Genomic DNA, 20,850 nt, shown 5'->3' with positions numbered 1-20,850 from the left:
GTGACGAGGTGTCTGACGGGGTGTTGCCGGTCCTGTTGTGCGGGAAACGTACCGGGGGACGGGGCGAGTTCCGGAGACGGGGGCCGTCTCACGGAGAATGGGCCCGTGCGCTACTCCGTCCTCGGCCCCACCCTCGCCCACGCCCCCGACGGCACCGACGTGGCCGTCGGCGGCCCCCGGGTCCGTGCGCTGCTCACCGTCCTCGCCCTGCGGGCCGGCCGGACCGTGCCCGTCCCCGAACTGGTCGACGAGGTGTGGCACGGCGACCAGCCGCCCGCCGACGCCGTCGCCGCGCTCCAGGCCCTCGTCGGACGGCTCCGCAAGGCCATCGGCCGGGAGCGGGTGATCTCCGCCGAGGGCGGCTACCGGCTCGACGCCCGCCGGGAGGACGTCGACGCCCGCCGCTTCGAACGCCTCGCCGCGCTCGGCGTCGCCGCGCTCGGCACGGGGGAACCGGCGAGGGCCGCCGCCCTCCTCGACGAGGCCCTCGGACTCTGGCGCGGGCCCGCCCTCGCCGATCTGCCGGACCGGGACGCGGAGGCCGCCCGCTGGGAGGCCCGGCGGCTCGACGCCCGCCGCGCCCGGCTCGACGCGGCCCTCGCGCTCGGCGAGGCGGCCACGGCCCTCCCCGAACTGACCGCCCTCTGCGCGGCCCACCCGCTCGACGAACCCCTCCAGGCCCTGCGGATCCGCGCCCTCCGCGACACCGGCCGCGCGGCCGAGGCCCTCGCCGCGTACGAGACGGTCCGCCGCACCTTCGCGACCCGCCTCGGCACGGACCCGTCCCCGGCCCTCCGCTCCCTCCACGCGGAACTGCTCACCCCACCCCCGACACAGAACGGGCTACGGGAACCCGAGCGTGCCCCGGCGCCGCAGCCGCCGCCCGGGCGGGGCCGGGTGCCGTGGCCCGGCCCCGCGCCGCAGCCGACGTCCGGGCAGGCACCCGGCCCGACATCCGGGCAGGAGTCGGGCCCGGTGTCGGGCTCCGAGGTCGCTCCCGCGTCGCGGTCGGCGTCCTGGCCCGCCGCTGGGGACCAGCCGACGCCGTGGCCCGCGTCCGGGCCGCAGTCGGCGTCCGGACAGACGCCGGGCCCGGCCCCCGGGCAGGCGTCCGCCCCCGGCCAGGCCCCCGCCCCCGAACAGCCGCCGGCCCCCCTACCTCCCGTCCCCGGCAACCTGCGTGCCCGGCTCACCAGCTTTGTCGGGCGGGAGCAGGAGATCGCCGCCCTTCAGGAGGATCTGCGTACCGCCCGGCTCGTCACTCTTCTCGGGCCCGGTGGGGCCGGGAAGACGCGGCTTTCGCAGGAGGCGGCCGATCGGGGGGCCGGGGCGTGGCCCGATGGGATCTGGGTCGCCGAACTCGCCGCCGTCACCGACCCCGAGGCCGTCGCCGAGGCCGTCCTCGCGGCCGTCGGTGCCCGAGAGACCGTGCTGCGCGGCGCCGGAGCCGAGGAGCTGCGGGCCGGGGGCGACCCGCTCGCCCGGCTCGTCGAGCACTGCGCCGCGCGCCGGATGCTGCTGCTCCTCGACAACTGCGAGCACCTCGTCGCCGCCGCCGCCGAACTGGCCGAGACGCTCCTCGCCCACTGCCCCGGCCTTCGGGTCCTGGCGACGAGCCGGGAGCCGCTGGGCGTGCCGGGGGAGAGGGTGCGGCCGGTGGGCCCCCTGCTGACCGAGACCGCCCTGCGGCTGCTCGGTGAGCGCGGCGCGGCGGTCAGGCCGGGGTTCCGCGTCGAGGAGGACCCGGAGGCGGCCGCCGAGATCGTGCGTCGGCTGGACGGGCTCCCCCTGGCGATCGAGCTGGCGGCGGCCCGGCTGCGGATGCTGACTCTGCGTCAGATCGCGGACCGGCTCGACGACCGCTTCCGCCTCCTCACATCGGGCGCTCGGACGGTACTGCCCCGCCAGCAGACCCTGCGCGCGGTCGTCGACTGGTCCTGGGACCTCCTCGACGACACCGAGCGGGCCGTCCTGCGCCGCCTCTCGGTGTTCACCGGCGGCAGCGACCTGGAGGCGGCGGAAGCCGTATGCGCCGAAGCCGGGGCCGGAGCCGGAGCCGAAGCCGGAGCCGGAGCCGGAGCCGGAGCCGGGGCTGACGTGGCCCGAACCGCCCCCGGACCCCCCGCCCCCGCCGCCCCGCCCGCCGACGTCCGGCCGACCGACGTCCTCGACCTCCTCGGCTCCCTCGTCGACAAGTCGCTCGTCGTCTCCGCCCCCGACGGCGCGGCCGGTATGCGGTACCGGCTTCTGGAGACCGTCGCCGAGTACGCCGGGGAGCGGCTCGACGAGGCCGGGGAGCGGGCGGCGACCGAGCGGCGGCATCTCACGTACTACCGGGAGCTGGCCCGCCGTACCGACCCCGAGCTGCGTGGCTCCGGCCAGGTCGCCGCCATCGCCCGCTTCGGGACGGAGTACGGCAACATCCGTACCGCCCTGCGCCGGGCCCTCGACAGCCGTGACGAGGACGAGGCGCTCGTCCTCGTCCACTCCCTGCTCTGGTACTGGCAGATGCGCGACCTCCGCACCGACGCCCTGTACTGGGCCAGGGCCGCCGCCGCCCTCGGCCCCGACCCGTTCACCCCGCCCGCCGCCCCCGTCGTCCCCCTGGACGAGCCGTGCACGGCCGCGCCGCCGCCGCTCTCCGAGGAGCAGCGCTGGGAGGCCCGGCGCGGGGTGCGGCTCGTCGAGCTGCTCAACATGGACCACGAGACCGGCCGCTGGACCACCCCGGAAGGGGTGCGGCGGCTCCGTGAGATGACCGCCGTCTACGCGCCGGGCCTGCCGCAGACCTGCCGGCTGCCCGGTTCGTTCGCCGTCTTCGCGGTCCTCCTGACAGGCGAGGCCGGCCGGCTGCGGGAACTCCTCGACACGACCGTCGAGGCCTGCCGCCGCCACGGCTACGCATGGGAACTCGCCAACGCCCTCCAGCTGCGCGCCAACATGTTCGCCAACCGGACCGACCTCGCCGGCGAGGCGAGCGCCGACGCCGACGAGAGCCTGGAGATTTTCGTCCGCCTCGGCGACGCCTGGGGCGCGGCGGAGGCGCTCCAGTCCCGTGCGGAGGCCCGTGAGCGGCGGCTCGAATTCGACGGCGCGGCCGAGGACTTCGCCGCCGCGATCGGCTACGCGGAGAAGATCGGCGCCCAGTCGCAGATGGCGCTGCTGCGCGCCCGCTACGCCGGCATCCTCGTCGAGATCGGCCGGGGCGACGAGGGGGAGGCGATCCTGCGGGAGATCATCGCCGGGCGCCACGGCCGGGGCCATGAACCCATGCTCGGCGCCCGCCTGTTCCTCGGCATGACGCTCGGCCGCTCCGGCCGCACCGCCGAGGCCCGGGAGCATCTGAACGCGCTGCGGCGGGAGTTCCGCTCCGAGACCCTCTCCCTCTTCGAGGGCTTCACGATCGGCAGCCTGGGCTGGCTCGACGACCTCGACGGACGGTACGACTCCGCGCTCGCCCTCGCGGCGCAGGCGTACGAGCTCTCCCTCGGCGCGCTGTCGATGATGGTCGCCCCGCAGATGCCGGCGAGCCACCTCGTCATCGGGGCCTGGGCCCTCGCCGGGCTCGGCGGCCCGGAGGCGCGGACCGGCGCCGTGCTGCTGGGGGCCAGGGAGGGCCTGCTGCCGCCGGGGCACCTGGCGCCGCCGATGGAGCGGGAGAGCCTGGAGCGGGCGACGGAGCTCGCCCGGTCGGTGCTCGGCGAGGACGTGTTCGCGGCGGCGTACGCCGAAGGCGACGGCCTCTCCCTGGAAGAGGCCGCCGCCCTGCTCGGTCGCGCCGCCGACGCGATCAGTACGCGCGCCGAGTCCTGAACCCCCGCCGGGATCCCCGTACCCCCCGACTCAGGTCTTCTTGCGGAACTTGGCCACCGCGAGCGGCGCCGTGACGACCGTGATGAGGAGCGCCCAGCCGAGGGTCATCCACACGGAGTGGGCGACCGGACCGCCGTTGATCAGGTTGCGGGCGGCGTCGGCGAGGTTCGACAGCGGGTTGTAGTCGGTGAAGGCCTTCAGCCAGTCGGGCATCGACGTCGGCGGGGCGAAGATCGACGAACCGAACTGCAGCGGCATCAGGACGATCATCGCCATGCCCTGGACGGCCTGGGCGGTCTTCAGGGTGAGACCGAGGAGGATGAAGATCCACATCAGGGAGGCGCCGAAGACCATCGACAGACCGATCGCGGCGAAGAGGTGGAGCACCGAGGTGTGGATCTCCAGGCCGAGCAGGAAGCCCATGCCCAGCAGGATCGCGGTGGCGATCAGCATCCTGCCGACCTCGACGACGATCTTCGCGATGAGGACGGAGGACCGGGCGATCGGCATCGTCCGGAACCGGTCCATGACCCCCTTCTTGAAGTCGTCGTTGATGCCGACACCGACGGCCATGGCGATGTTCATGCCCATCATCGCCATCAGGCCCGGGGTCACGTAGTTGACGTAGACGTCGTTGTTGCCCTTGCCCGAGATGGCACCGCCGAAGACGTACACGAACAGCAGGATGAAGATGATCGGCATCATCACCGCGTCGAACATCGACTCCGGGTCCTGCTTGATCTGCAGCGCGTTGCGCCGGGCGAGCGCGCCGATGTGGCGGAGGTTGGCCCGGAGGCCGATCCGTCCCTCGGCGACGGGCGCCCGCCGCGCCGGAGCCGGCCCCGGGGTGCCGACGGGGGACTTGGTGACCGTGGTCGTGCTCACGCCGCGACCTCCTCGTTGATCTCGTCGGAAACGGCGGTCTTCTCGCCGGTGATCGCCAGGAACACCTCGTCCAGGCTGGGGAGATGCGTGCCGATGTGGGCGATGCCGAAGCCCCGCGCGCCGAGCAGGGCCACGACGGCCGTCAGCTGCTGGTCGGTGAGGATCGGTACGTACAGCGCGCCCTCGTCGGGCACGACCGTCGAGCCGGCGACGCCGTCGAGGCCGGTCTCGCGGAGCGCGGCCGCCATCGCCGACAGCTGATCCGGGTCCACCGGGCGGACCTTCAGGGTCCGGCCGCCGACCTTGGCCTTCAGCTCGTCGACCCCGCCCTTGGCGATGACCTTGCCCCGGTCGATGACGGTCAGCTCGCTCGCGAGCTGCTCCGCCTCCTCCATGTACTGCGTGGTGAGGAGGACGGTGACGCCCTCCGAGACCATCCGCTGGACCTCGTCCCACACCTCGTTGCGCGTGCGGGGGTCGAGGCCGGTGGTCGGCTCGTCCAGGTAGAGGACGGCGGGCTGCCCGATCATCGAGGCGGCGAGGTCGAGGCGGCGCCGCATGCCGCCGGAGTAGTTCATCGCGGGCCGCTTGGCGGCCTCGGTGAGGGAGAAGCGCTCCAGCATCTCGTCGGCCCGGCGGCGGGCGTCGGCGCGGGAGAGGTCGAGCAGCCGCCCGATCATGTACAGGTTCTCCCAGCCGGACAGCTTCTCGTCGACCGAGGCGTACTGTCCGGTGAGCCCTATGGTGCGGCGCAGCTGGCGGGGGTGCTTCACCACGTCGTACCCGGCGACGACGGCGGTCCCGGCGTCCGGCACGAGAAGGGTGGACAGACAGCGGACGAGCGTGGTCTTCCCGGCGCCGTTGGGCCCGAGCACCCCGAGGACCGTGCCCTCCCGTACGTCGAGGTCGACCCCGTCGAGGGCCCTGGTGGCGCCGAAGTGCTTCACGAGGCCCCGGACCTCGACGGCGTTGGTGTGTGATCGCGTCATGCCCCCACTAGACCAGGGGCCACCGACAATCCCCCTACAGACGACCGACAGCCCGCCGATGGGGGATGTCGGCGGGCTGTCGGCCTCTTCGGTGGAACCGCAGTGGACTAGTGGAAGGTGTGCTCCTCGGCGGGGAACGCCCCGCCGCTGACGTCCTCGGCGAAGGCGCGCGCGGCGTCGCCGAGCGTCTCGCGGAGGTTGGCGTACTGCTTGGTGAAGCGCGGGACCTTGCCGCCGGTCAGACCGGCCATGTCGGTCCAGACGAGGACCTGGGCGTCGGTGCCGGCGCCCGCCCCGATGCCGATGGTCGGGATGTGCAGCGAGCGGGTGACCTCGGCGGCCAGCTCGGCCGGCACGAGCTCCAGGACGACCGCGAAGGCGCCCGCGTCCTGCGCCGCCTTCGCGTCACGGAGCAGCCGGTGCGCCGCCTCGTCGGAGCGGCCCTGCACCCGGTAGCCCATGGTGTTCACGGACTGCGGGGTGAGGCCCAGGTGGGACATGACGGGGATGCCGGCCTGCACGAGCAGCTCGGTCTGCGGCAGCGAGCGCTCGCCGCCCTCCAGCTTGATCGCGCCGACCCCCGCGTCCTTGACCAGCCGGGTGGCGTTGCGCAGGGCCTGGACGGGCCCTTCCTGGTACGAGCCGAAGGGCAGGTCACCGACGACGAGGGCGCGCCTGGTGCCCCGTACGACGGCGGCGGAGAGCAGCGTCATCTCGTCCATCGTGACGGGCACGGTGGTGTCGTAGCCGAGGTGACAGTTGCCCATGGAGTCGCCGACGAGGATCACCGGGATGCCGGCCTCGTCGAAGACGGAGGCGGTCATCGCGTCGTAGGCGGTGAGCATGGGCCACTTCTCGCCGCGCGTCTTGGCGGCGGCGATGTCGTGGACGGTGATGCGGCGCGTGCCCTTGCCGCCGTACAGCGCCTTGCTGCTGTCGGCGGGAGTCTTCGGGGCAGGCTGAAGCGTCATGGTGAAGCTCCTTGTGTCATCTCGAGGCGCCCTGACGGCGTCCCCGGACCACATCCATGGTGGCACTTCGCCGGGCGAGCGGGGAAGTGGGCCGGAGTGGCGCTGTTCACACACCGGCGCGGCGGGGGTGGTCGTACGCCCGGTAGGGGCGGCCTCACGCCCCGCAGCCGGCCGCCCGGCCGGCCTGATGCACGCCGCCGGCCGGGATCGGCCAAATGTGCGCGTTCTGTCACAGCCCGCCCGCACGCGTCACCTGCGGGAACCCGCCACGCCGCCGACGTCGTCCCTCGGGACGTACGACGGACCCGTCATCCCCTAGTGTCGATGCCGGGTCGCGGAGCAGGACCGGCAGGACAGCAAGGCAGTGAGGACGGGCGATGGCGCGGGTGGACATGACGGAGACCGAGCAGGGCGGCGCGGGGCGGGAACACCCCTCCTCCCGCTTCCGGACCGCCCTCGACCGGCTCCGCCGTGACCGGGGGATCTGGCGCCGGGGCATCCTGATCGCTCTCTGCGCGGTGGCCCTCACCCTGCTGATGGTGTTCCGCGCCGACATCCCCAACAGGGTCGGCAACCTGGGCAGTCTGACCGAGACCTTCCTGCCCTGGCTCGGCCTCTTCGTGCCGATCCTGCTCGTCCTCGCCCTGATGCGCCGCTCCGCCACGGCCCTGATCGCCCTGCTGCTGCCCGCCGTGGTGTGGCTCAATCTCTTCGGCGGGCTCGTCGCCGACAAGTCGGCCGCCGGCGGTGACCTGACCGTCGCCACCCACAACGTGAACGCCGACAACCCGGACCCCGAGGGCACGGCCCGCCAGCTCGCCGCCTCGGGCGCCGACGTCCTGGCCCTGGAGGAGCTGAAGGGCGACATGGTCCCGGCGTACGAGCGCGGTCTCGCGGAGACGTACCCGCACCACTCCGTCCAGGGCACGGTCGGACTGTGGAGCAAGCTGCCGCTGCGGGCCGCGCAGCCGGTCGACATCCGGATGGGCTGGACCCGCGCCATGCGGGCGAACGTCGTCACGCCGCAGGGCGAGGTGGCCGTGTACGTCGCCCACCTGCCGTCCGTCCGGGTCAAGCTGAACGCCGGGTTCACCGCCAACCAGCGCGACATCAGCGCCAACGCCCTCGGCGAGGCCATCTCCGACGACCCGCACGAGCGGGTCGTCCTCCTCGGCGACCTCAACGGCACCATGAACGACCGCGCGCTCAACGCCGTCACCTCGCAGCTCCGCTCCACCCAGGGCGCGGCCGGCGACGGCTTCGGCTTCAGCTGGCCGGCCTCGTTCCCGATGGCCCGCATCGACCAGATCATGGTCAAGAACGTCGAGCCGATGTCGTCCTGGACCCTCCCGGAGACGAACAGCGACCACCTCCCGATCGCCGCCCGTGTGAAGCTCTGAGGACGAGGGCGCACGCGCCGGCGGTTCAGGCGAGCGTCGGATAGTCCGTGTAGCCCGTCTCGCCGCCCACGTACATCAGGTGGGCGTCCCGGATCGGGTTGAGGGGCGCGCCCACCCGCATCCGCGCCACCAGGTCCGGATTGGCCAGGAAGGAACGGCCGAGGGCGATCAGGTCGGCACCGGCCGCGAGCAGCCGCTCGCCGGCGCCCCGGCCGCCGTCGGCGGGCAGCGGGCCGGGCCACGGCAGGGCCGGGTTCGCGATGAGCGTGCCGGGCCAGGCCGCGCGCAGCGTCCGGAAGAGCGCGGAGTCCGGGTCGGCGAAGACCACGTGCAGATACGCGAGGCCGAGGTCGCGCAGCTCGCCCACGAGCGCCGGGTAGACCGCCTCGACGTCGTCCTCCCGCATGCCGTTGGCGGTGACGCCCGGGGCGATGCGCACCCCCACCCGGTCGGGGCCGATCGCCTCCGCGACCGCGCGGACGACCTCGACGGTGAAGCGGATGCGACGGTCGACGGAGCCGCCGTAGCCGTCGGTGCGCCGGTTGGTGGCGCCGGACAGGAACTGGTGCAACAGGTAGCCGTTCGCGGAGTGGACCTCGACCCCCGCGAAGCCGGCGTCGACCGCCCGGCGCGCGGCGGCGGCGAAGTCGGCGACGGTGGCCGCGATCTGCTCCACCGTCATCTCCTCCGGCACCACGGCCTCCTGGTGCCCGGACGGGGTGAAGACCGTGTCCGGCAGCGGGACCGGCGAAGGCGCGACCGGGTGGTGCCCGCTGGTCTCCGGGTGCCCGACCCGGCCGCCGTGCTGCAGCTGCAGGAACATCTGCCCGCCCGCGTCCCGCACGGCCTCGGTGACCCGGCGCCAGCCCGCCACGTGCGTGTCGTCGTAGATCGCCGGGATGTTCGGGTACGTGGCACCCACCGCGTTCGGCGTCGCGGCCTCCGCGATGATCAGACCGGCCGAGGCGCGCTGGGCGTAGTACGTGGCCATGATCGGCTCCGGTACGCCCGTCGCACTCGCGCGGTTACGGGTCATGGGGGCCATGACCAGCCGGTTCGGCAGCCGGAGGGCGCCGAGGCGGGCCGGCCGGAAGAGGGGGGACGCGTCGGCCGAGTCCTGGACCGTCTTCGCTTCTCCGGAATCCACCGAGGTCGTGCCGCTCATGATCGTGCTCCTTCGTCCGTCTCCCGCCGGGCCGGCGGGCCCCGCTGAACCGACTGTCCCGCGGCGCGCTTCGGATCCGCTGACGGTCCGCTGACGGCCGCCGAAGGCCGGATGATCACCGCTGTGTAGGGTCGTTCCCCATGAGGTTCGGGGTGCTCGGTCCGGTGGCGGTGTGGGACGCCGACGGCGCACCGGTGCGCGTACCCGAGACCAAGGTGCGCGCCCTCCTCGCCGACCTCCTCGCCCACGAGGGCCGCCCGGTGTCGACGGACCGCCTCGTCCACGACATCTGGGGCGACGCGGTGCCCGGCAACCCGGCCAACGCGCTCCAGGCCAAGGTCTCCCAGCTGCGCCGGGCCATCGGCCGCGACCGGGTGCTCCACCAGCCGGCCGGATACCGGCTGCGCCTCGACGGCGACCCGGGCGAGGTCGACGCCCTGCTGTTCCGGTCACTCGCGGCGCGGGCCCGGCTCGCCACGGGACCGCACGCCCGGGCGGCCCTGTTCGCCGAGGCCCTGGAACTGTGGCGGGGGCCCGCCTACGCGGACTTCGCCGACGAGGAGTTCGTACGCCCGGCGGCCCAGCGGCTCGCCGAGGAGCGGCTCTCCCTCGTCGAGGAACAGGCCGAGGCCCGGCTGGAGGCCGGCGACCCCCTGCTGCTCGGCGAGACGGCCGGGCTCGTCGCCCGCCACCCCCTGCGCGAGCGGCTGCGCGCCGTCCGGATGCGGGCGCTGTACGGCGCCGGCCGGCAGCACGAGGCGGTCGCCACGTACACGGAACTGCGCACCCTGCTCGCGGACGAACTCGGCCTCGACCCGAGCCCCGGCCTCGCGGCGCTGTACGAGGCGATCCTGCGGCAGGACGCGGGGCTGATACCGGGCGGGGGGCCGTCCGCGGCGCCTTCCACCGCGAGCCCGTCAGGAGACCCTTCCGCCACCCCCGACCCGTACGGGCTCGCGTCCCAGCGACAGAACCGACAGAACTGCCGGAACCTCCCCACCCCGCCGACCGCGCTGATCGGACGCGGCCTGGCCCTGGAAGCTGTCGGCCGGCTCGTCCGCGGCGAGCGGCTGGTCACGCTGACGGGGCCCGGAGGAGTGGGCAAGACCCGGCTGGCGCTCGCCGTCGCCGAGCGGCTCTCCCGCGACCCGGACGGCGGCCCGCCCGACGGCGTGTGGCTCGTGGAGCTCGGAGACCTGCCCCCGGACGCCGCCGGTCTCGCCCAGGCGGTGTCCGTGACGCTCGGCGTCCGCGACACGGCGTCGTCGGCGCCCGGTCCCGCCGACGCCTCCGCCGTTCTGCGCGCCGCGCTGCGGGACCGCCGCATCCTGCTCGTCCTCGACAACTGCGAGCACGTGATCGAACCGGCGGCCGAGCTGACCGCGTCCCTGCTGCGTGCCGCCCCGGGGCTGCGCGTGCTCGCCACGAGCCGGGAGTCCCTCCGCCTCCCCGGCGAAGCGGTGTACGCCGTCGCTCCACTCGAACCCGCCGACGCCGCACGGCTGTTCACCGAGCGGGCCGCGGCGGCGGCGCCCGGCTTCACGCTCGCGACCGAGGCCGGCGGGGAGGATCCGCGGGCCGCCGTCCAGGAGATCTGCGGCCGCCTCGACGGTATCCCCCTCGCCCTGGAGCTCGCCGCCACACGCGTCCGCTCCCTGGGCGTACGCGAGTTGGCCGACCGCCTCGACAACCGGTTCCGCGTCCTCGCCTCGGGGCAGCGCGGCCTCCCGGCCCGCCAGCAGACCCTGCGCGCGGTGATCGACTGGAGCTGGGACCTCCTGGACGACGCCGAGCGGGCGGTGCTCCGCCGGCTCGCCGTCCCCGTCGGCGGATGCACCCTGGAGGCGGCGGAGGCGGTGTGCGCGGGCGACGGCATCTCCCTCGGCGAGGTGCCCGACCTGGTGGGGCGACTGGTCGACCGCTCGCTCGTCTCCGTGGTCGGGACGACGGAAGGCCCCCGCTACCGGCTGCTCGAATCCGTCGCCGCCTACGCGCGCGAACGACTCCACGAGGCGGGGGAGTCCGGGACCGCCGCGGACCGTCACGCCGCCTACTACCGGGCGTTCGCCGAGCGCGCCGAACCCCACCTGCGCGACGCCGGGCAACGGAGCCGGCTCGCCCGCCTCGACACCGAGGCCGCCAACACGCGCGCCGCCCTCGACCACGCCCTGCGGACGGCCTCCCCGCAGGACGCCGCACGCCTGGCCGCCGCCCTGTGCCCCTGGTGGCTGCTGCGAGGCCGCCTGCACGAGGGGCGACGCGCCCTCGCCGCGGCCGTGGACGCCGTCCCCGCCGACGCGTCGGCCGAACTGCGCGTGCTCCACGGCGCCTTCGCCATGCTGACGGGAGGCCGGGCGCCGGAGGCGGACTGCCCCGAGGCGGACATCGCGGACCCCGTACGGCGAGGGCGGGCGCTGTGGCTGTTCGCGTACGGCCTCCACCACGCGGGCGACCCGGCGGCGGCACACGCCGTCAACGCCCGCGCCCTCGACCGCTTCACCGAGGCCGCGGACCGGTGGGGCATCGCGGCCTCCCGGTCCCTGCGCGCCCACACCGCGTTCGCCGCCGGGGACCTGGCCGCCGCCCGGGAGGACGGCCTCGCGGGCGCCGAGGCGTTCCGCGCGCTCGGCGACGGCTGGGGAGAACTGCTGACCGTCCCGGTCCTCGCCGCGCTCGCCGAGATCGAGGGCGACTACGCCACCGCCACCTCCCGCCAGACCGAAGGGCTGCGCCTCGCCGAGGACCTGGGCCTGGCCGCGGAGGCCTCGGCACGGCTCGCCGGCCTCGGCCGCCTGGCGCTCCTGGCCGGCGACTGGGAGCGGGCCCGCGTCCTGCACGAGCGGGCCCGGCGCGCGGCGGCGGAGCAGGGCCACATGTACGGCGAGGTGTTCGCGCTGATGGGCCTGGCCCTCGGCGCGCGCCGCTCCGGCGACCTCGACGCCGCCGAGCACCACCTGCGGACGATGCGGGACGCGTATCCGTCGTCGACCGCCGGAAAACACCTGATCCACGTGGAGCTGGGCTTCGTCGCCGAACTCCGCGGCGAGGCGGAGCGAGCCGCCACGTACCAGGCGCGCGGCCTGGAGTTCGCCGAGCGGCTCGCGGACCCGCGCGCCCTCGCTCTCTCCCTCGAAGGCGTCGCCGGCGTCGCGAGCCTCGCCGCCGCCACGGGCGACACCTCGGGCCCCACCCGCGCCGCCCTGCTCCTCGGCGCGGCGGACGCGGCCCGGCGGAGCGCCGGAGCGCCGCTCCCGGAGGCCGAGAGCGGCGACGTGCACCGCATCGCCGCGGCGGCCGGGTCGGCCCTCGGCGCGTCCGGGTACGCAGCCGCGTTCCAGCGGGGCGCGGCGCTGCCCCTCGCGGCGGCGGTACGTACGGCGGCCGAGGCCGCCGCCGGGACGGCCGACAGCGCGTCCGGCCGGACCGACCGTCCCGGCGGCTTCGACCAAACCGCCGTCAGCCCGGCAGCGGCGTCTCCCGCCAGCGGTTCGTGATCGGCAGCCGCCGGTCCTTGCCGAAGCCCTTCGCCGAGATCTTGGTGCCCGGCGGGTACTGGCGCCGCTTGTACTCCGCCGCGTCCACCATCCGCAGCGTCCGCGTCACCAGCTCCTCGTCGAACCCGGCCGCGACGATCGCCTCCCTGCCCTGGTCCCGGTCCACGTACAGGGCGAGGATCGCGTCCAGGACCTCGTAGTCCGGCAGCGAGTCCGTGTCGACCTGGCCGGGCCGCAGTTCGGCGCTGGGCGGCTTGGTGATCGAGCTCTCCGGGATCGGCGGGACCTGGCCGCGCTCCTCGGCCGCCCGGTTCCGCCAGCGCGCGAGCCGGAACACGGTCGACTTGTACACGTCCTTGATGGGCCCGAACGCGCCGACGGAGTCGCCGTACAGGGTCGAATACCCCACCGCGAGCTCGGACTTGTTGCCCGGCGCGAGGACGATGTGGCCCTCCTGGTTGGAGATCGCCATCAGCGTCGTACCGCGCAGCCGTGACTGGAGGTTCTCCTCCGCGAGACCCGTGAGGCCGAGCGCGCCCATGTACGCGTCGAACATCGGCTCGATCGACACGGTGCGGAAGTTGAGCCCGGTGCGGCGGGCCAGCTCGGCCGCGTCGCCGCGCGAGTGGTCGGAGGAGTACTTCGAGGGCATCGACACCCCGTACACGTTCTCCGCGCCGAGCGCGTCGCAGGCGACGGCCGCGACGAGCGCCGAGTCGATGCCGCCGGAGAGGCCGACGAGCACCGAGCGGAAACCGTTCTTCGCGACATAGGCCCGCACCCCGATCACCAGGGCGGAGTACACCTCCTCGTCGTCGTCGAGCCGGTGCGCGTACCCGCCCGTCAGCTCCGGCTCGTACGCCGGCAGCGGCTTCTCCGAGAGCACCACCCGGTCGATCCGCAGCCCGTCGTCCACCAGGCCCTCGGGGGCGTCCTCCTCGGCCGCCGGCAGATCCAGGTCCAGGATCACGCTGCCCTCGACGAACTGCGGCGCCCGCGCGATCACTTCGCCGTTCGCGTCCACGACGATCGAGTCCCCGTCGAAGACCAGATCGTCCTGACCCCCGGTCATCGCCAGATACGCGGTGACACAGCCGGCCTCCCGGGCGCGTGTGCTCACCAGCTCGAGGCGGGTGTCGTCCTTGTCCCGCTCGTACGGCGAGGCGTTGACGGACAGGAGCAGCCCGGCGCCCGCGCTGCGCGCCGCCGGCACCCGGCCGCCGTCCTGCCACAGGTCCTCGCAGATCGCCAGGGCCACGTCGACGCCGTGGACCCGGACGACCGGCAGGGTGTCGCCCTGGACGAAGTAGCGGTACTCGTCGAAGACGCCGTAGTTCGGCAGGTGGTGCTTGGCGAAGCGCAGCACGATCTCGCCGCGGTGCAGCACCGCGGCGGCGTTCTCCGGGGAGCCGGCGGGCCTGCCGAGCCGGGGCTCGGCCCGCTCGGAGCGGTCCAGGTAGCCGACGACGACCGGCAGCTCCCCGAAGCCCTCGTCGGCGAGCCTGCGGGCCAGGCCGCGCAGGGCCGTCCGCGACGCCTCGACGAAGGAGGAACGCAGGGCGAGGTCCTCGACGGGGTATCCGGTCAGCGCCATCTCGGGGAACGCGACGAGATGCGCACCCTGTCCGGCGGCGTGCCGGGTCCAGTGCACGATCGCCTCGGCGTTCCCGGCGATGTCTCCGACGGTCGAGTCGATCTGATTCAGGGCGAGGCGTAGTTGAGGCACGCGCCCCAGTCTAATCGTCAGACCGACGTTATGTCCTGGGATACGGGACCCGAGTCCCGGATCACCGACGTGCGGGCCCGTCCAGGGCCGCCGACCATGGCCCCATGACGCTTCCTGACGACCCGACAGACCCGACGGAGCCGACAGACCCGACGGAGCCGACACGCATCGGAGCCCCGGCCGCGCCCGCGCCGACCACCGGGAACTCTCCGGCCCGCCGTAACGTCTGACCCACCATGCCCGGAACGGTGACGCGAGCCTCGGCCGCCCTGCTGGCCCTCGGTGCGCTCGTGTACACCGCCTGGGTCCTCGAAGTCCTCCTCATGACGGGGCTGGACCCGGTCCGGACGTACGTCTCCGAGCTCGCGGCGGCGGACCAGCCGTTCGGCGGCCTGTTCCGGGCGACGGACCTGGCGGCCGGACTCCTCGTCCTGGCGGGCGCGGTGACGGGTCTCAGGGGGACATGGCGGCAGGAGCCCGAGCCGGCCACCCGCAGGTCCCGGCCCCGAGCGCCCCGGCCCCGCGAGCCCTGGGCACTCACCGGCTGGGTCGCGCTCGCCGTCTTCGGGGCCGCCACCGCCGTCGACTCGCGCCTCCCGCTCAGCTGCGCCCCGACCGCCGACCCCGCCTGCGCGGCCCGCGAGACCGCCGGGCTCGTGCCCGCCACCCATACGGCCCATGCCGTCAGCTCCGGACTCGCCATGACCGGTGCCGTCGTCGCCCTCGTCGCCCTGACCGTCGCCGCCCGCCGCTACCGCCGCTGGCGGCCCCTCGCCCGTACGGGACCGGTCCTCGTCGCCCTGGAACTCGCCGCCACCCTCTGGACGCTGGCCGCCGTCGCCTCCTTCGAGGCCGGGCAGGGCCTCTGGGCGCTCGGCGCCGGCCAGCGGCTCCAGGTGTTCCTGGTGGCGGTGTGGCTCGCGGTCCTCGCGTACTCCCTCGCGACCGCCGGGCCCCGTGACCCCGAGGAGGCACGATGACCTCCTTCGTACGGCTCGGGGGAGTGGCCCACCACGTCGCCGTCGACGGCTCGGGACCCATCTGCGTCCTGAGCGCCGGACTCGGCCTGAGCTGGTTCGACTGGGACCCGGTCGTCCCGCTCCTCGCCCCGCACCGGACCGTCGTCCGCTTCGACCGCCCCGGGCACGGCCTCTCGGCGCCCGCCGCCGCCCCGCCCACCGCCGCCGGCGAGGCCCACCGGATCGCCGGCCTCCTCGACGCCCTCGGGCTCGCCGGGCCCGTCACCGTCGTCGGGCACTCCCTCGCCGGGTTCCACGCGGAGGCCTTCGCCCGGCTCCACCCGGGCAGGACCGCCGCCCTCGTCCTCGTCGACTCCTCGGTGGAGGAACGCCCGCGCCCCGGCCGCTCGACCGCCGCCGCCCGCCTTCTCGGCACCGTCCTCTGCGCCGCCGGGGTGCCGGCCGCGCTCGGCCCCGCGCTCCGCCGTACGGCCGTACGCCACGACCCGGCGCCCGCCGAACTGGTCCGCCGCGTCTACCGCACGTCACGCGTCCTGCGCGGCACCCTCCTGGAGAACGCCCGCTACGGAGCCGTCGCCGCGGAACTCCTCGCCCTGCGCGACCGCCACCCCCTCCCGCCCGGCCTCCCCGCCACCGTCCTCGCCGCCCCCGACGGCTCCGCCCGCTGGGAACGGCGCCAACGCGCGCTGGCCCGGCGGCTCGGCGTCCACTACGAGGCGGCCGTGCCGTCGGGCCATCTGGTCATGCTGGACCGCCCGGACGCGGTGGCCCGTGCGGTGCTGCTGCCGGGTCAGGAAGTGGCGTAGACGCTCGTACAGAACGCCTTGATCTGCTCGTCCGACAGGTGCTGCGCCAGGTCGGCCTCGCTGATCATGCCGACGAGCCGCTTGCCCTCGATGACGGGGAGGCGCTTGATCTGATGGCTCTGCATCTCCTCGAGGACCGCGGCCACGTCCGCGTTCGCCTCGACCCAGCGCGGGGTGCCCTTCGCCATCTCGCCGCACGTGATCTTCGCCGGGTCGTGCCCCATGGCCACACAGCCGACGACGATGTCGCGGTCCGTGAGGATGCCGCAGAGCCGCTCGTTCTCGTCGGCGATGGGCAGCGCGCCCACGTTCAGGTCGCGCATCAGCTGCGCGGCGCGGTCGAGCGTCTCGTGTGCCGGGATCCACCGGGCCCCGGGGTGCATGATGTCCTTCGCCGTGGTCATGAGGTGCGTACCTTTCGTCGAAACGCGGTCACCGTGATGTCCCCGAGCAGACTCATTCTCGGCGCACGGCACGGCCCCCGCGACCGCAGGGGTCACGGGGGCCGAAAGGTCCGCGGGCTCAAGGGCTCAGGCGGTGGCGCCGCGCTTCTTCAGCATGTCCGCCATCAGCAGGATCTCCGACTCCTGAGCGTCGACCATGCCCTGGGCGAGGTCGCGCTCGACGTCCACCGAGCACTTCCGGACACAGCCCTCGGCCATGTGGACCCCGCCCCTGTGGTGCGCGGTCATGAGCTTCAGGTACAGGATCTCGGCCTCGCGGCCACTGGCCTTCCGCAGGGCGCCCAGCTGCGCGTGGGTCGCCATGCCGGGCATGAGCGCCCCGTCGAGCGGCCCGCTGTCACCGGTACCGCCCATGCCCATCCACGCCATCGGCTCGACGCCGGACTCCAGCTTCGGCAGCCCCCACAGGTCGAGCCAGCCGAGCATCATGCCCCGCTGGTTGGCCTGGGTGTTGGCGATGTCGTACGCCAGGCGGCGCACCTCCTCGTCCTGGGTGCGGTCCCGGACGATGAACGACATCTCGACGGCCTGCTGGTGGTGGACGGCCATGTCCCGGGCGAAGCCGGCGTCGGCCGAGGCGGTGGAGGGTGTCGCCGGGGCCTCGTCCCGGTCGGCGGAGGCGACGGTGACGGCGCCCCCGGCGAAGAGCAGGGCGAGCGCCACGGCGGTGACCGCCGCCCACCGCGTCCGGTCCGGCCGCCGGGCCGGGGGAGGCGTCAGGAGGTCCTCGTCGTCGCTCACTGGTCGAGTCCGCCGGTGCACGCGGCGCCGGGCTCGGGGGTCTGCGGACCCTGGACGTACTTCGTGAAGAAGGCGTCGATCCGGGGGTCCTCGGCGTTGTCCACGGTCACCTGCTTGCCCCAGGCGGACAGCATGATGGCCCCGGCCTGGTCGTCCACGGGGCTGATCAGCGTGTACGTGGTCTTGCCGACCTTCTCCTCCAGCGACTTCACGTCATCGGCGGCGGCCTTCTTGTTGTACGTCACCCAGACGGCGCCGTGCTCGAGGGAGTGCACGGCGTTCACCTCGGGGATGGCCTTCTTGTAGACCACGCCGTCGCAGTTCATCCAGACCGGGTGGTGGTCGCCGCCGACCGGCGGCTTCATGTCGTACTTGACGGCCGTCTCGACGTGGTTGCGGCCGAGCTTCTCGGCGTCCCAGGACTTCTCGGCGGAGATGGGCGCCTTCGCGGCGGCTTCCTTCTGGTCCTGCTCGTCGGACTTCTTCATCAGTACGAAGGTGCCGAAGCCGACGAGGCCGAGGACGACGACCCCGGAGACGCCGATGGTGATCAGACGGTTGCGGCGCTCACGGGCCTGCTCGGCGCGGCGCATCTCCTCTATTCGGGCGCGGCGGTCGGCGTTGGCGGAGCGGTTGGCGGCCATGGTGATGTCGTCCTTCTTCAGGGGTGGGGTGGAGTTCGGGGGTGGACGTGCGGGGGCGGGACGCCCGCCGCCGCTACGTCCGGAGAACTTGAAGGACGTGCAGGTCCGGCGCGCGCGGCTGGGCGCAGGACCGGCGCGCCGGACCGTCGCAGGACGGCGGGTCGAGACGCGGCGGCCCGCCCTCCGCGTGCGGCGGCGGGTCGAGCGGCGGCGCGCTGAGCACCGCGGGGGAGAGGGAGGGGAAGAGGGAGCAGCCCCCGCGGTCGTACGGGCAGACGTACTCGCTCACGGCGGCACCGCGCACGGCGGTCGCGTGCGAGGCGGCACCACTCACGGCGGCCGCGTGCACATCGGTGGCGGGCACGGCGGTCCGGTGCACGGCGACGCCGACGGCGGTCGGCACGGCCCGCTCGGTGTCCGCCCGGTGATGGTCATCGGCCCCGGGACCCGCCCCCGGACAGAAGAAGAGCGCGGCGACGAGCGTCGCCACGGCACTCACCAGTGCCATGGGACGCGCGTGCCGGGACGGGCGTACGAGCCGTGGGGCCCCCATGGGCGCAGATCGTAGTGTGCGCGGGCCCTCCGTGGGCCGAACGGGGTACCACTCGGTACCGGCGGGGACGGACCCGCCGGACGAACGGACACTCGGATCCGGGCGCTCCCGCGTTACCTGAGTCACACCGGAGCAGGCAGTATGGGTGTGCAACGTGCGCGAAACCATGTGGTGGGATGCTCAGGTGCCCCCCGATGTACCCGAGGCGGTGGGAGCAGGCGGCCTGACCAGCGAGGATGGGTGTGGAAATGGACAAGCAGCAGGAATTTGTGCTCCGTACGCTCGAGGAGCGCGACATCCGCTTCGTACGCCTGTGGTTCACCGACGTGCTCGGCTTCCTCAAGTCGGTGGCCGTGGCGCCCGCCGAACTGGAGCAGGCCTTCGACGAGGGCATCGGCTTCGACGGCTCCGCGATCGAGGGCTTCGCCCGCGTCTACGAGTCGGACATGATCGCCAAGCCGGACCCGGGAACCTTCCAGATCCTGCCGTGGCGCGCCGAGGCCCCCGGCACGGCGCGGATGTTCTGCGACATCCTGATGCCCGACGGCTCACCGTCCTTCGCGGACCCGCGGTACGTGCTGAAGCGGGCGCTCGCCAAGACCTCGGACCTGGGCTTCACCTTCTACACCCACCCCGAGATCGAGTTCTTCCTGCTGAAGGACAAGCCGCTCGACGGCTCGCGGCCGACGCCCGCCGACAACTCGGGCTACTTCGACCACACCCCGCAGAACGTGGGCATGGACTTCCGCCGGCAGGCCATCACCATGCTCGAATCGATGGGCATCTCGGTGGAGTTCAGCCACCACGAGGGCGCGCCGGGCCAGCAGGAGATCGACCTCCGCTACGCCGACGCCCTCTCCACGGCCGACAACATCATGACCTTCCGTCTGGTCATGAAGCAGGTCGCGCTCGAACAGGGCGTCCAGGCGACCTTCATGCCGAAGCCCTTCTCGGACTACCCGGGCTCGGGCATGCACACCCACCTCTCCCTCTTCGAGGGCGACCGGAACGCGTTCTACGAGTCGGGCGCCGAGTACCAGCTCTCGAAGGTAGGCCGCTCCTTCATCGCGGGCCTCCTGAAGCACGCCGGCGAGATCTCCGCCGTCACCAACCAGTGGGTCAACTCGTACAAGCGCATCTGGGGCGGCTCCTCCCGCACGGCCGGCTCGGGCGGCGAGGCCCCCTCGTACATCTGCTGGGGCCACAACAACCGCTCCGCCCTCATCCGCGTCCCCATGTACAAGCCGGGCAAGACGGGCTCCTCCCGCGTCGAGGTCCGCTCCATCGACTCGGGCGCCAACCCGTACCTGACCTACGCGGTCCTCCTCGCCGCCGGCCTCAAGGGCATCGAGGAGGGCTACGAACTCCCGGCGGGCGCCGACGACGACGTCTGGGCCCTCTCCGACTCGGAACGCCGCGCGATGGGCATCGAACCGCTCCCGCAGAACCTGGGAGAGGCGATCGCCCTGATGGAGAAGAGCGAACTGGTCGCGGAGACCCTCGGCGAGCACGTCTTCGACTTCTTCCTCCGCAACAAGAAGCAGGAGTGGGAGGAGTACCGGAGCGAGGTCACCGCATTCGAGCTCCGGAAGAACCTTCCGGTCCTGTAAGCGGTCCCGGCCCGGGCGGAAATGCGTTGCCCCGCAGGTGGGGGACGCCGCAGACTGCCGCCGTGAAGATCACTCCCGTCGCCACCGCGCGGCTCGTCCTGCATCCCCTGACCGTCGCCGCCGCCGAGCGCACCATCGCCCGGGAACCCGGGCCGGAGAGCGTCTGGGGTGAGGGGTATCCCGCGGACGGGGACGTCCGGGCGGCCACCGGGTTCCTGCGCGGGGTCGCCGAGCGGGGCGATCCGGGGGCGTTCCGGCCCTACGAGATACGGGTCGGCGGGGTCGCCGTCGGCGGCGTCGGGTTCCACGGGCCGCCGGACGAGCTGGGGGTCGCGACCGTCGGGTACGGGCTCGTGCCCGGCGCACGGGGGCAGGGGTACGCCTCCGAGGCGCTGCGGGCGCTCCTCGGGATCGCCCGGGCGGCCGGCGCCGCCGGGGTGAAGGGCGACGCCGACCTGGACAACCCGGCCTCGCACCGCGTGATGGAGGCCGCCGGGATGCGGTGCGTGGCGGAGGACGAGGAACTCCGCCACTTCGCCGTGGAATTCCAGGCGTGACGGCCCTAGGGGGTGCCCGGCCTGATCGGAAAGGCACCCCCTAGCCCGCTAG

The 20,850-nt window shown here is 73.9% G+C and carries 16 protein-coding genes; 7 read left to right on the top strand and 9 right to left on the bottom strand.

What is annotated here, in order from left to right; translation table 11 throughout:
• Positions 1-105 precede the first annotated feature (105 nt).
• Positions 106-3,813 (top strand): AfsR/SARP family transcriptional regulator, encoded by a 3,708-nt coding sequence (locus ACZ4VK_RS02290; protein ID WP_468347567.1) that lies wholly within the window; start codon positions 106-108, stop codon positions 3,811-3,813.
• 30 nt (positions 3,814-3,843) lie between these two features.
• On the opposite strand, the gene ACZ4VK_RS02285 is transcribed toward ACZ4VK_RS02290, so the two are convergent.
• The 3 genes from ACZ4VK_RS02285 to panB all read right to left on the bottom strand — a co-directional run bounded on the left by ACZ4VK_RS02285 (position 3,844) and on the right by panB (position 6,658).
• The gene (locus tag ACZ4VK_RS02285; protein ID WP_468347565.1) at positions 3,844-4,698 is read right to left on the bottom strand and encodes an ABC transporter permease; all 855 of its coding nucleotides are present in this window, start codon (positions 4,696-4,698) and stop codon (positions 3,844-3,846) included.
• Positions 4,695-5,687 carry an ATP-binding cassette domain-containing protein gene (locus ACZ4VK_RS02280; protein ID WP_468347563.1) on the bottom strand — a complete coding sequence of 331 codons (993 nt, stop codon included), beginning with the start codon at positions 5,685-5,687 and terminating at the stop codon, positions 4,695-4,697. Before ACZ4VK_RS02280 ends, ACZ4VK_RS02285 begins: the two co-directional genes overlap by 4 nt.
• Positions 5,688-5,794: 107 nt before the next feature.
• Positions 5,795-6,658, bottom strand: coding sequence for a 3-methyl-2-oxobutanoate hydroxymethyltransferase (panB, locus tag ACZ4VK_RS02275; RefSeq protein WP_468347561.1), 864 nt, complete (start codon positions 6,656-6,658; stop codon positions 5,795-5,797).
• Between the two features lie 377 nt (positions 6,659-7,035).
• Between panB and ACZ4VK_RS02270 the strand changes: the two genes are divergently transcribed.
• Positions 7,036-8,058 carry an endonuclease/exonuclease/phosphatase family protein gene (locus ACZ4VK_RS02270; protein WP_468347559.1) on the top strand — a complete coding sequence of 341 codons (1,023 nt, stop codon included), beginning with the start codon at positions 7,036-7,038 and terminating at the stop codon, positions 8,056-8,058.
• A gap of 25 nt (positions 8,059-8,083) precedes the next feature.
• Here the strand turns inward: ACZ4VK_RS02270 and ACZ4VK_RS02265 are convergent, their stop codons facing one another.
• A complete protein-coding gene (locus ACZ4VK_RS02265) occupies positions 8,084-9,223 on the bottom strand; it encodes an alkene reductase (RefSeq protein WP_468347557.1) in 1,140 nt (379 codons plus the stop codon).
• A gap of 140 nt (positions 9,224-9,363) precedes the next feature.
• Here ACZ4VK_RS02265 and ACZ4VK_RS02260 point away from each other — a divergent pair, with 140 nt between their 5' ends.
• Positions 9,364-12,717 carry a BTAD domain-containing putative transcriptional regulator gene (locus ACZ4VK_RS02260; RefSeq protein ID WP_468347555.1) on the top strand — a complete coding sequence of 1,118 codons (3,354 nt, stop codon included), beginning with the start codon at positions 9,364-9,366 and terminating at the stop codon, positions 12,715-12,717.
• Here the strand turns inward: ACZ4VK_RS02260 and ACZ4VK_RS02255 are convergent.
• Complete coding sequence (locus tag ACZ4VK_RS02255; RefSeq protein WP_468347553.1) at positions 12,680-14,443, bottom strand: NAD+ synthase; 1,764 nt, start codon at positions 14,441-14,443, stop codon at positions 12,680-12,682. The two genes, ACZ4VK_RS02260 and ACZ4VK_RS02255, sit on opposite strands and share 38 nt — an antisense overlap.
• 236 nt (positions 14,444-14,679) lie before the next feature.
• Between ACZ4VK_RS02255 and ACZ4VK_RS02250 the strand changes: the two genes are divergently transcribed.
• Positions 14,680-15,423 carry a DUF998 domain-containing protein gene (locus tag ACZ4VK_RS02250; RefSeq protein ID WP_468347551.1) on the top strand — a complete coding sequence of 248 codons (744 nt, stop codon included), beginning with the start codon at positions 14,680-14,682 and terminating at the stop codon, positions 15,421-15,423.
• Positions 15,420-16,229: an alpha/beta fold hydrolase gene (locus ACZ4VK_RS02245; protein ID WP_468347549.1), complete on the top strand. Its 810-nt coding sequence runs from the start codon at positions 15,420-15,422 to the stop codon at positions 16,227-16,229. Before ACZ4VK_RS02250 ends, ACZ4VK_RS02245 begins: the two co-directional genes overlap by 4 nt.
• Here ACZ4VK_RS02245 and ACZ4VK_RS02240 read toward each other — a convergent pair.
• The 4 genes from ACZ4VK_RS02240 to ACZ4VK_RS02225 form a co-directional block, all read right to left on the bottom strand.
• Entirely contained in the window at positions 16,214-16,633 is a 420-nt protein-coding gene (locus tag ACZ4VK_RS02240) for a CBS domain-containing protein (RefSeq protein WP_468347547.1), read from the bottom strand. The genes ACZ4VK_RS02245 and ACZ4VK_RS02240 overlap by 16 nt on opposite strands.
• A gap of 126 nt (positions 16,634-16,759) precedes the next feature.
• Complete coding sequence (locus ACZ4VK_RS02235; protein WP_468348799.1) at positions 16,760-17,413, bottom strand: DUF305 domain-containing protein; 654 nt, start codon at positions 17,411-17,413, stop codon at positions 16,760-16,762.
• Positions 17,414-17,430: 17 nt separating this feature from the next.
• Positions 17,431-18,078: a DUF3105 domain-containing protein gene (locus tag ACZ4VK_RS02230; RefSeq protein WP_468347545.1), complete on the bottom strand. Its 648-nt coding sequence runs from the start codon at positions 18,076-18,078 to the stop codon at positions 17,431-17,433.
• Positions 18,079-18,151: 73 nt separating this feature from the next.
• Positions 18,152-18,586, bottom strand: coding sequence for a hypothetical protein (locus ACZ4VK_RS02225; protein ID WP_468347543.1), 435 nt, complete (start codon positions 18,584-18,586; stop codon positions 18,152-18,154).
• 293 nt (positions 18,587-18,879) lie between these two features.
• Between ACZ4VK_RS02225 and ACZ4VK_RS02220 the strand changes: the two genes are divergently transcribed.
• Positions 18,880-20,241 (top strand): glutamine synthetase family protein, encoded by a 1,362-nt coding sequence (locus ACZ4VK_RS02220; RefSeq protein WP_384109592.1) that lies wholly within the window; start codon positions 18,880-18,882, stop codon positions 20,239-20,241.
• A gap of 62 nt (positions 20,242-20,303) precedes the next feature.
• Complete coding sequence (locus tag ACZ4VK_RS02215) at positions 20,304-20,798, top strand: GNAT family N-acetyltransferase (RefSeq protein ID WP_468347541.1); 495 nt, start codon at positions 20,304-20,306, stop codon at positions 20,796-20,798.
• Positions 20,799-20,850 lie beyond the last annotated feature (52 nt).

It is taken from the genome of Streptomyces sp. NPDC028711 (assembly GCF_055565415.1).
Note: the sequence above shows the minus strand (reverse complement) of the source record. Positions and strands in the feature narration are given on the sequence as shown.

Bases quoted from the DNA above. Each gene is read 5' to 3' on its own strand.
- ACZ4VK_RS02280 (WP_468347563.1), bottom strand. From the start codon at position 5,687: ATGACGCGATCACACACCAACGCCGTCGAGGTCCGGGGCCTCGTGAAG.
- panB (WP_468347561.1), bottom strand. From the start codon at position 6,658: ATGACGCTTCAGCCTGCCCCGAAGACTCCCGCCGACAGCAGCAAGGCG.
- ACZ4VK_RS02270 (WP_468347559.1), top strand. From the start codon at position 7,036: ATGGCGCGGGTGGACATGACGGAGACCGAGCAGGGCGGCGCGGGGCGG.
- ACZ4VK_RS02265 (WP_468347557.1), bottom strand. From the start codon at position 9,223: ATGAGCGGCACGACCTCGGTGGATTCCGGAGAAGCGAAGACGGTCCAG.
- ACZ4VK_RS02260 (WP_468347555.1), top strand. From the start codon at position 9,364: ATGAGGTTCGGGGTGCTCGGTCCGGTGGCGGTGTGGGACGCCGACGGC.
- ACZ4VK_RS02250 (WP_468347551.1), top strand. From the start codon at position 14,680: ATGCCCGGAACGGTGACGCGAGCCTCGGCCGCCCTGCTGGCCCTCGGT.
- ACZ4VK_RS02245 (WP_468347549.1), top strand. From the start codon at position 15,420: ATGACCTCCTTCGTACGGCTCGGGGGAGTGGCCCACCACGTCGCCGTC.
- ACZ4VK_RS02240 (WP_468347547.1), bottom strand. From the start codon at position 16,633: ATGACCACGGCGAAGGACATCATGCACCCCGGGGCCCGGTGGATCCCG.
- ACZ4VK_RS02230 (WP_468347545.1), bottom strand. From the start codon at position 18,078: ATGGCCGCCAACCGCTCCGCCAACGCCGACCGCCGCGCCCGAATAGAG.
- ACZ4VK_RS02225 (WP_468347543.1), bottom strand. From the start codon at position 18,586: ATGGCACTGGTGAGTGCCGTGGCGACGCTCGTCGCCGCGCTCTTCTTC.
- ACZ4VK_RS02220 (WP_384109592.1), top strand. From the start codon at position 18,880: ATGGACAAGCAGCAGGAATTTGTGCTCCGTACGCTCGAGGAGCGCGAC.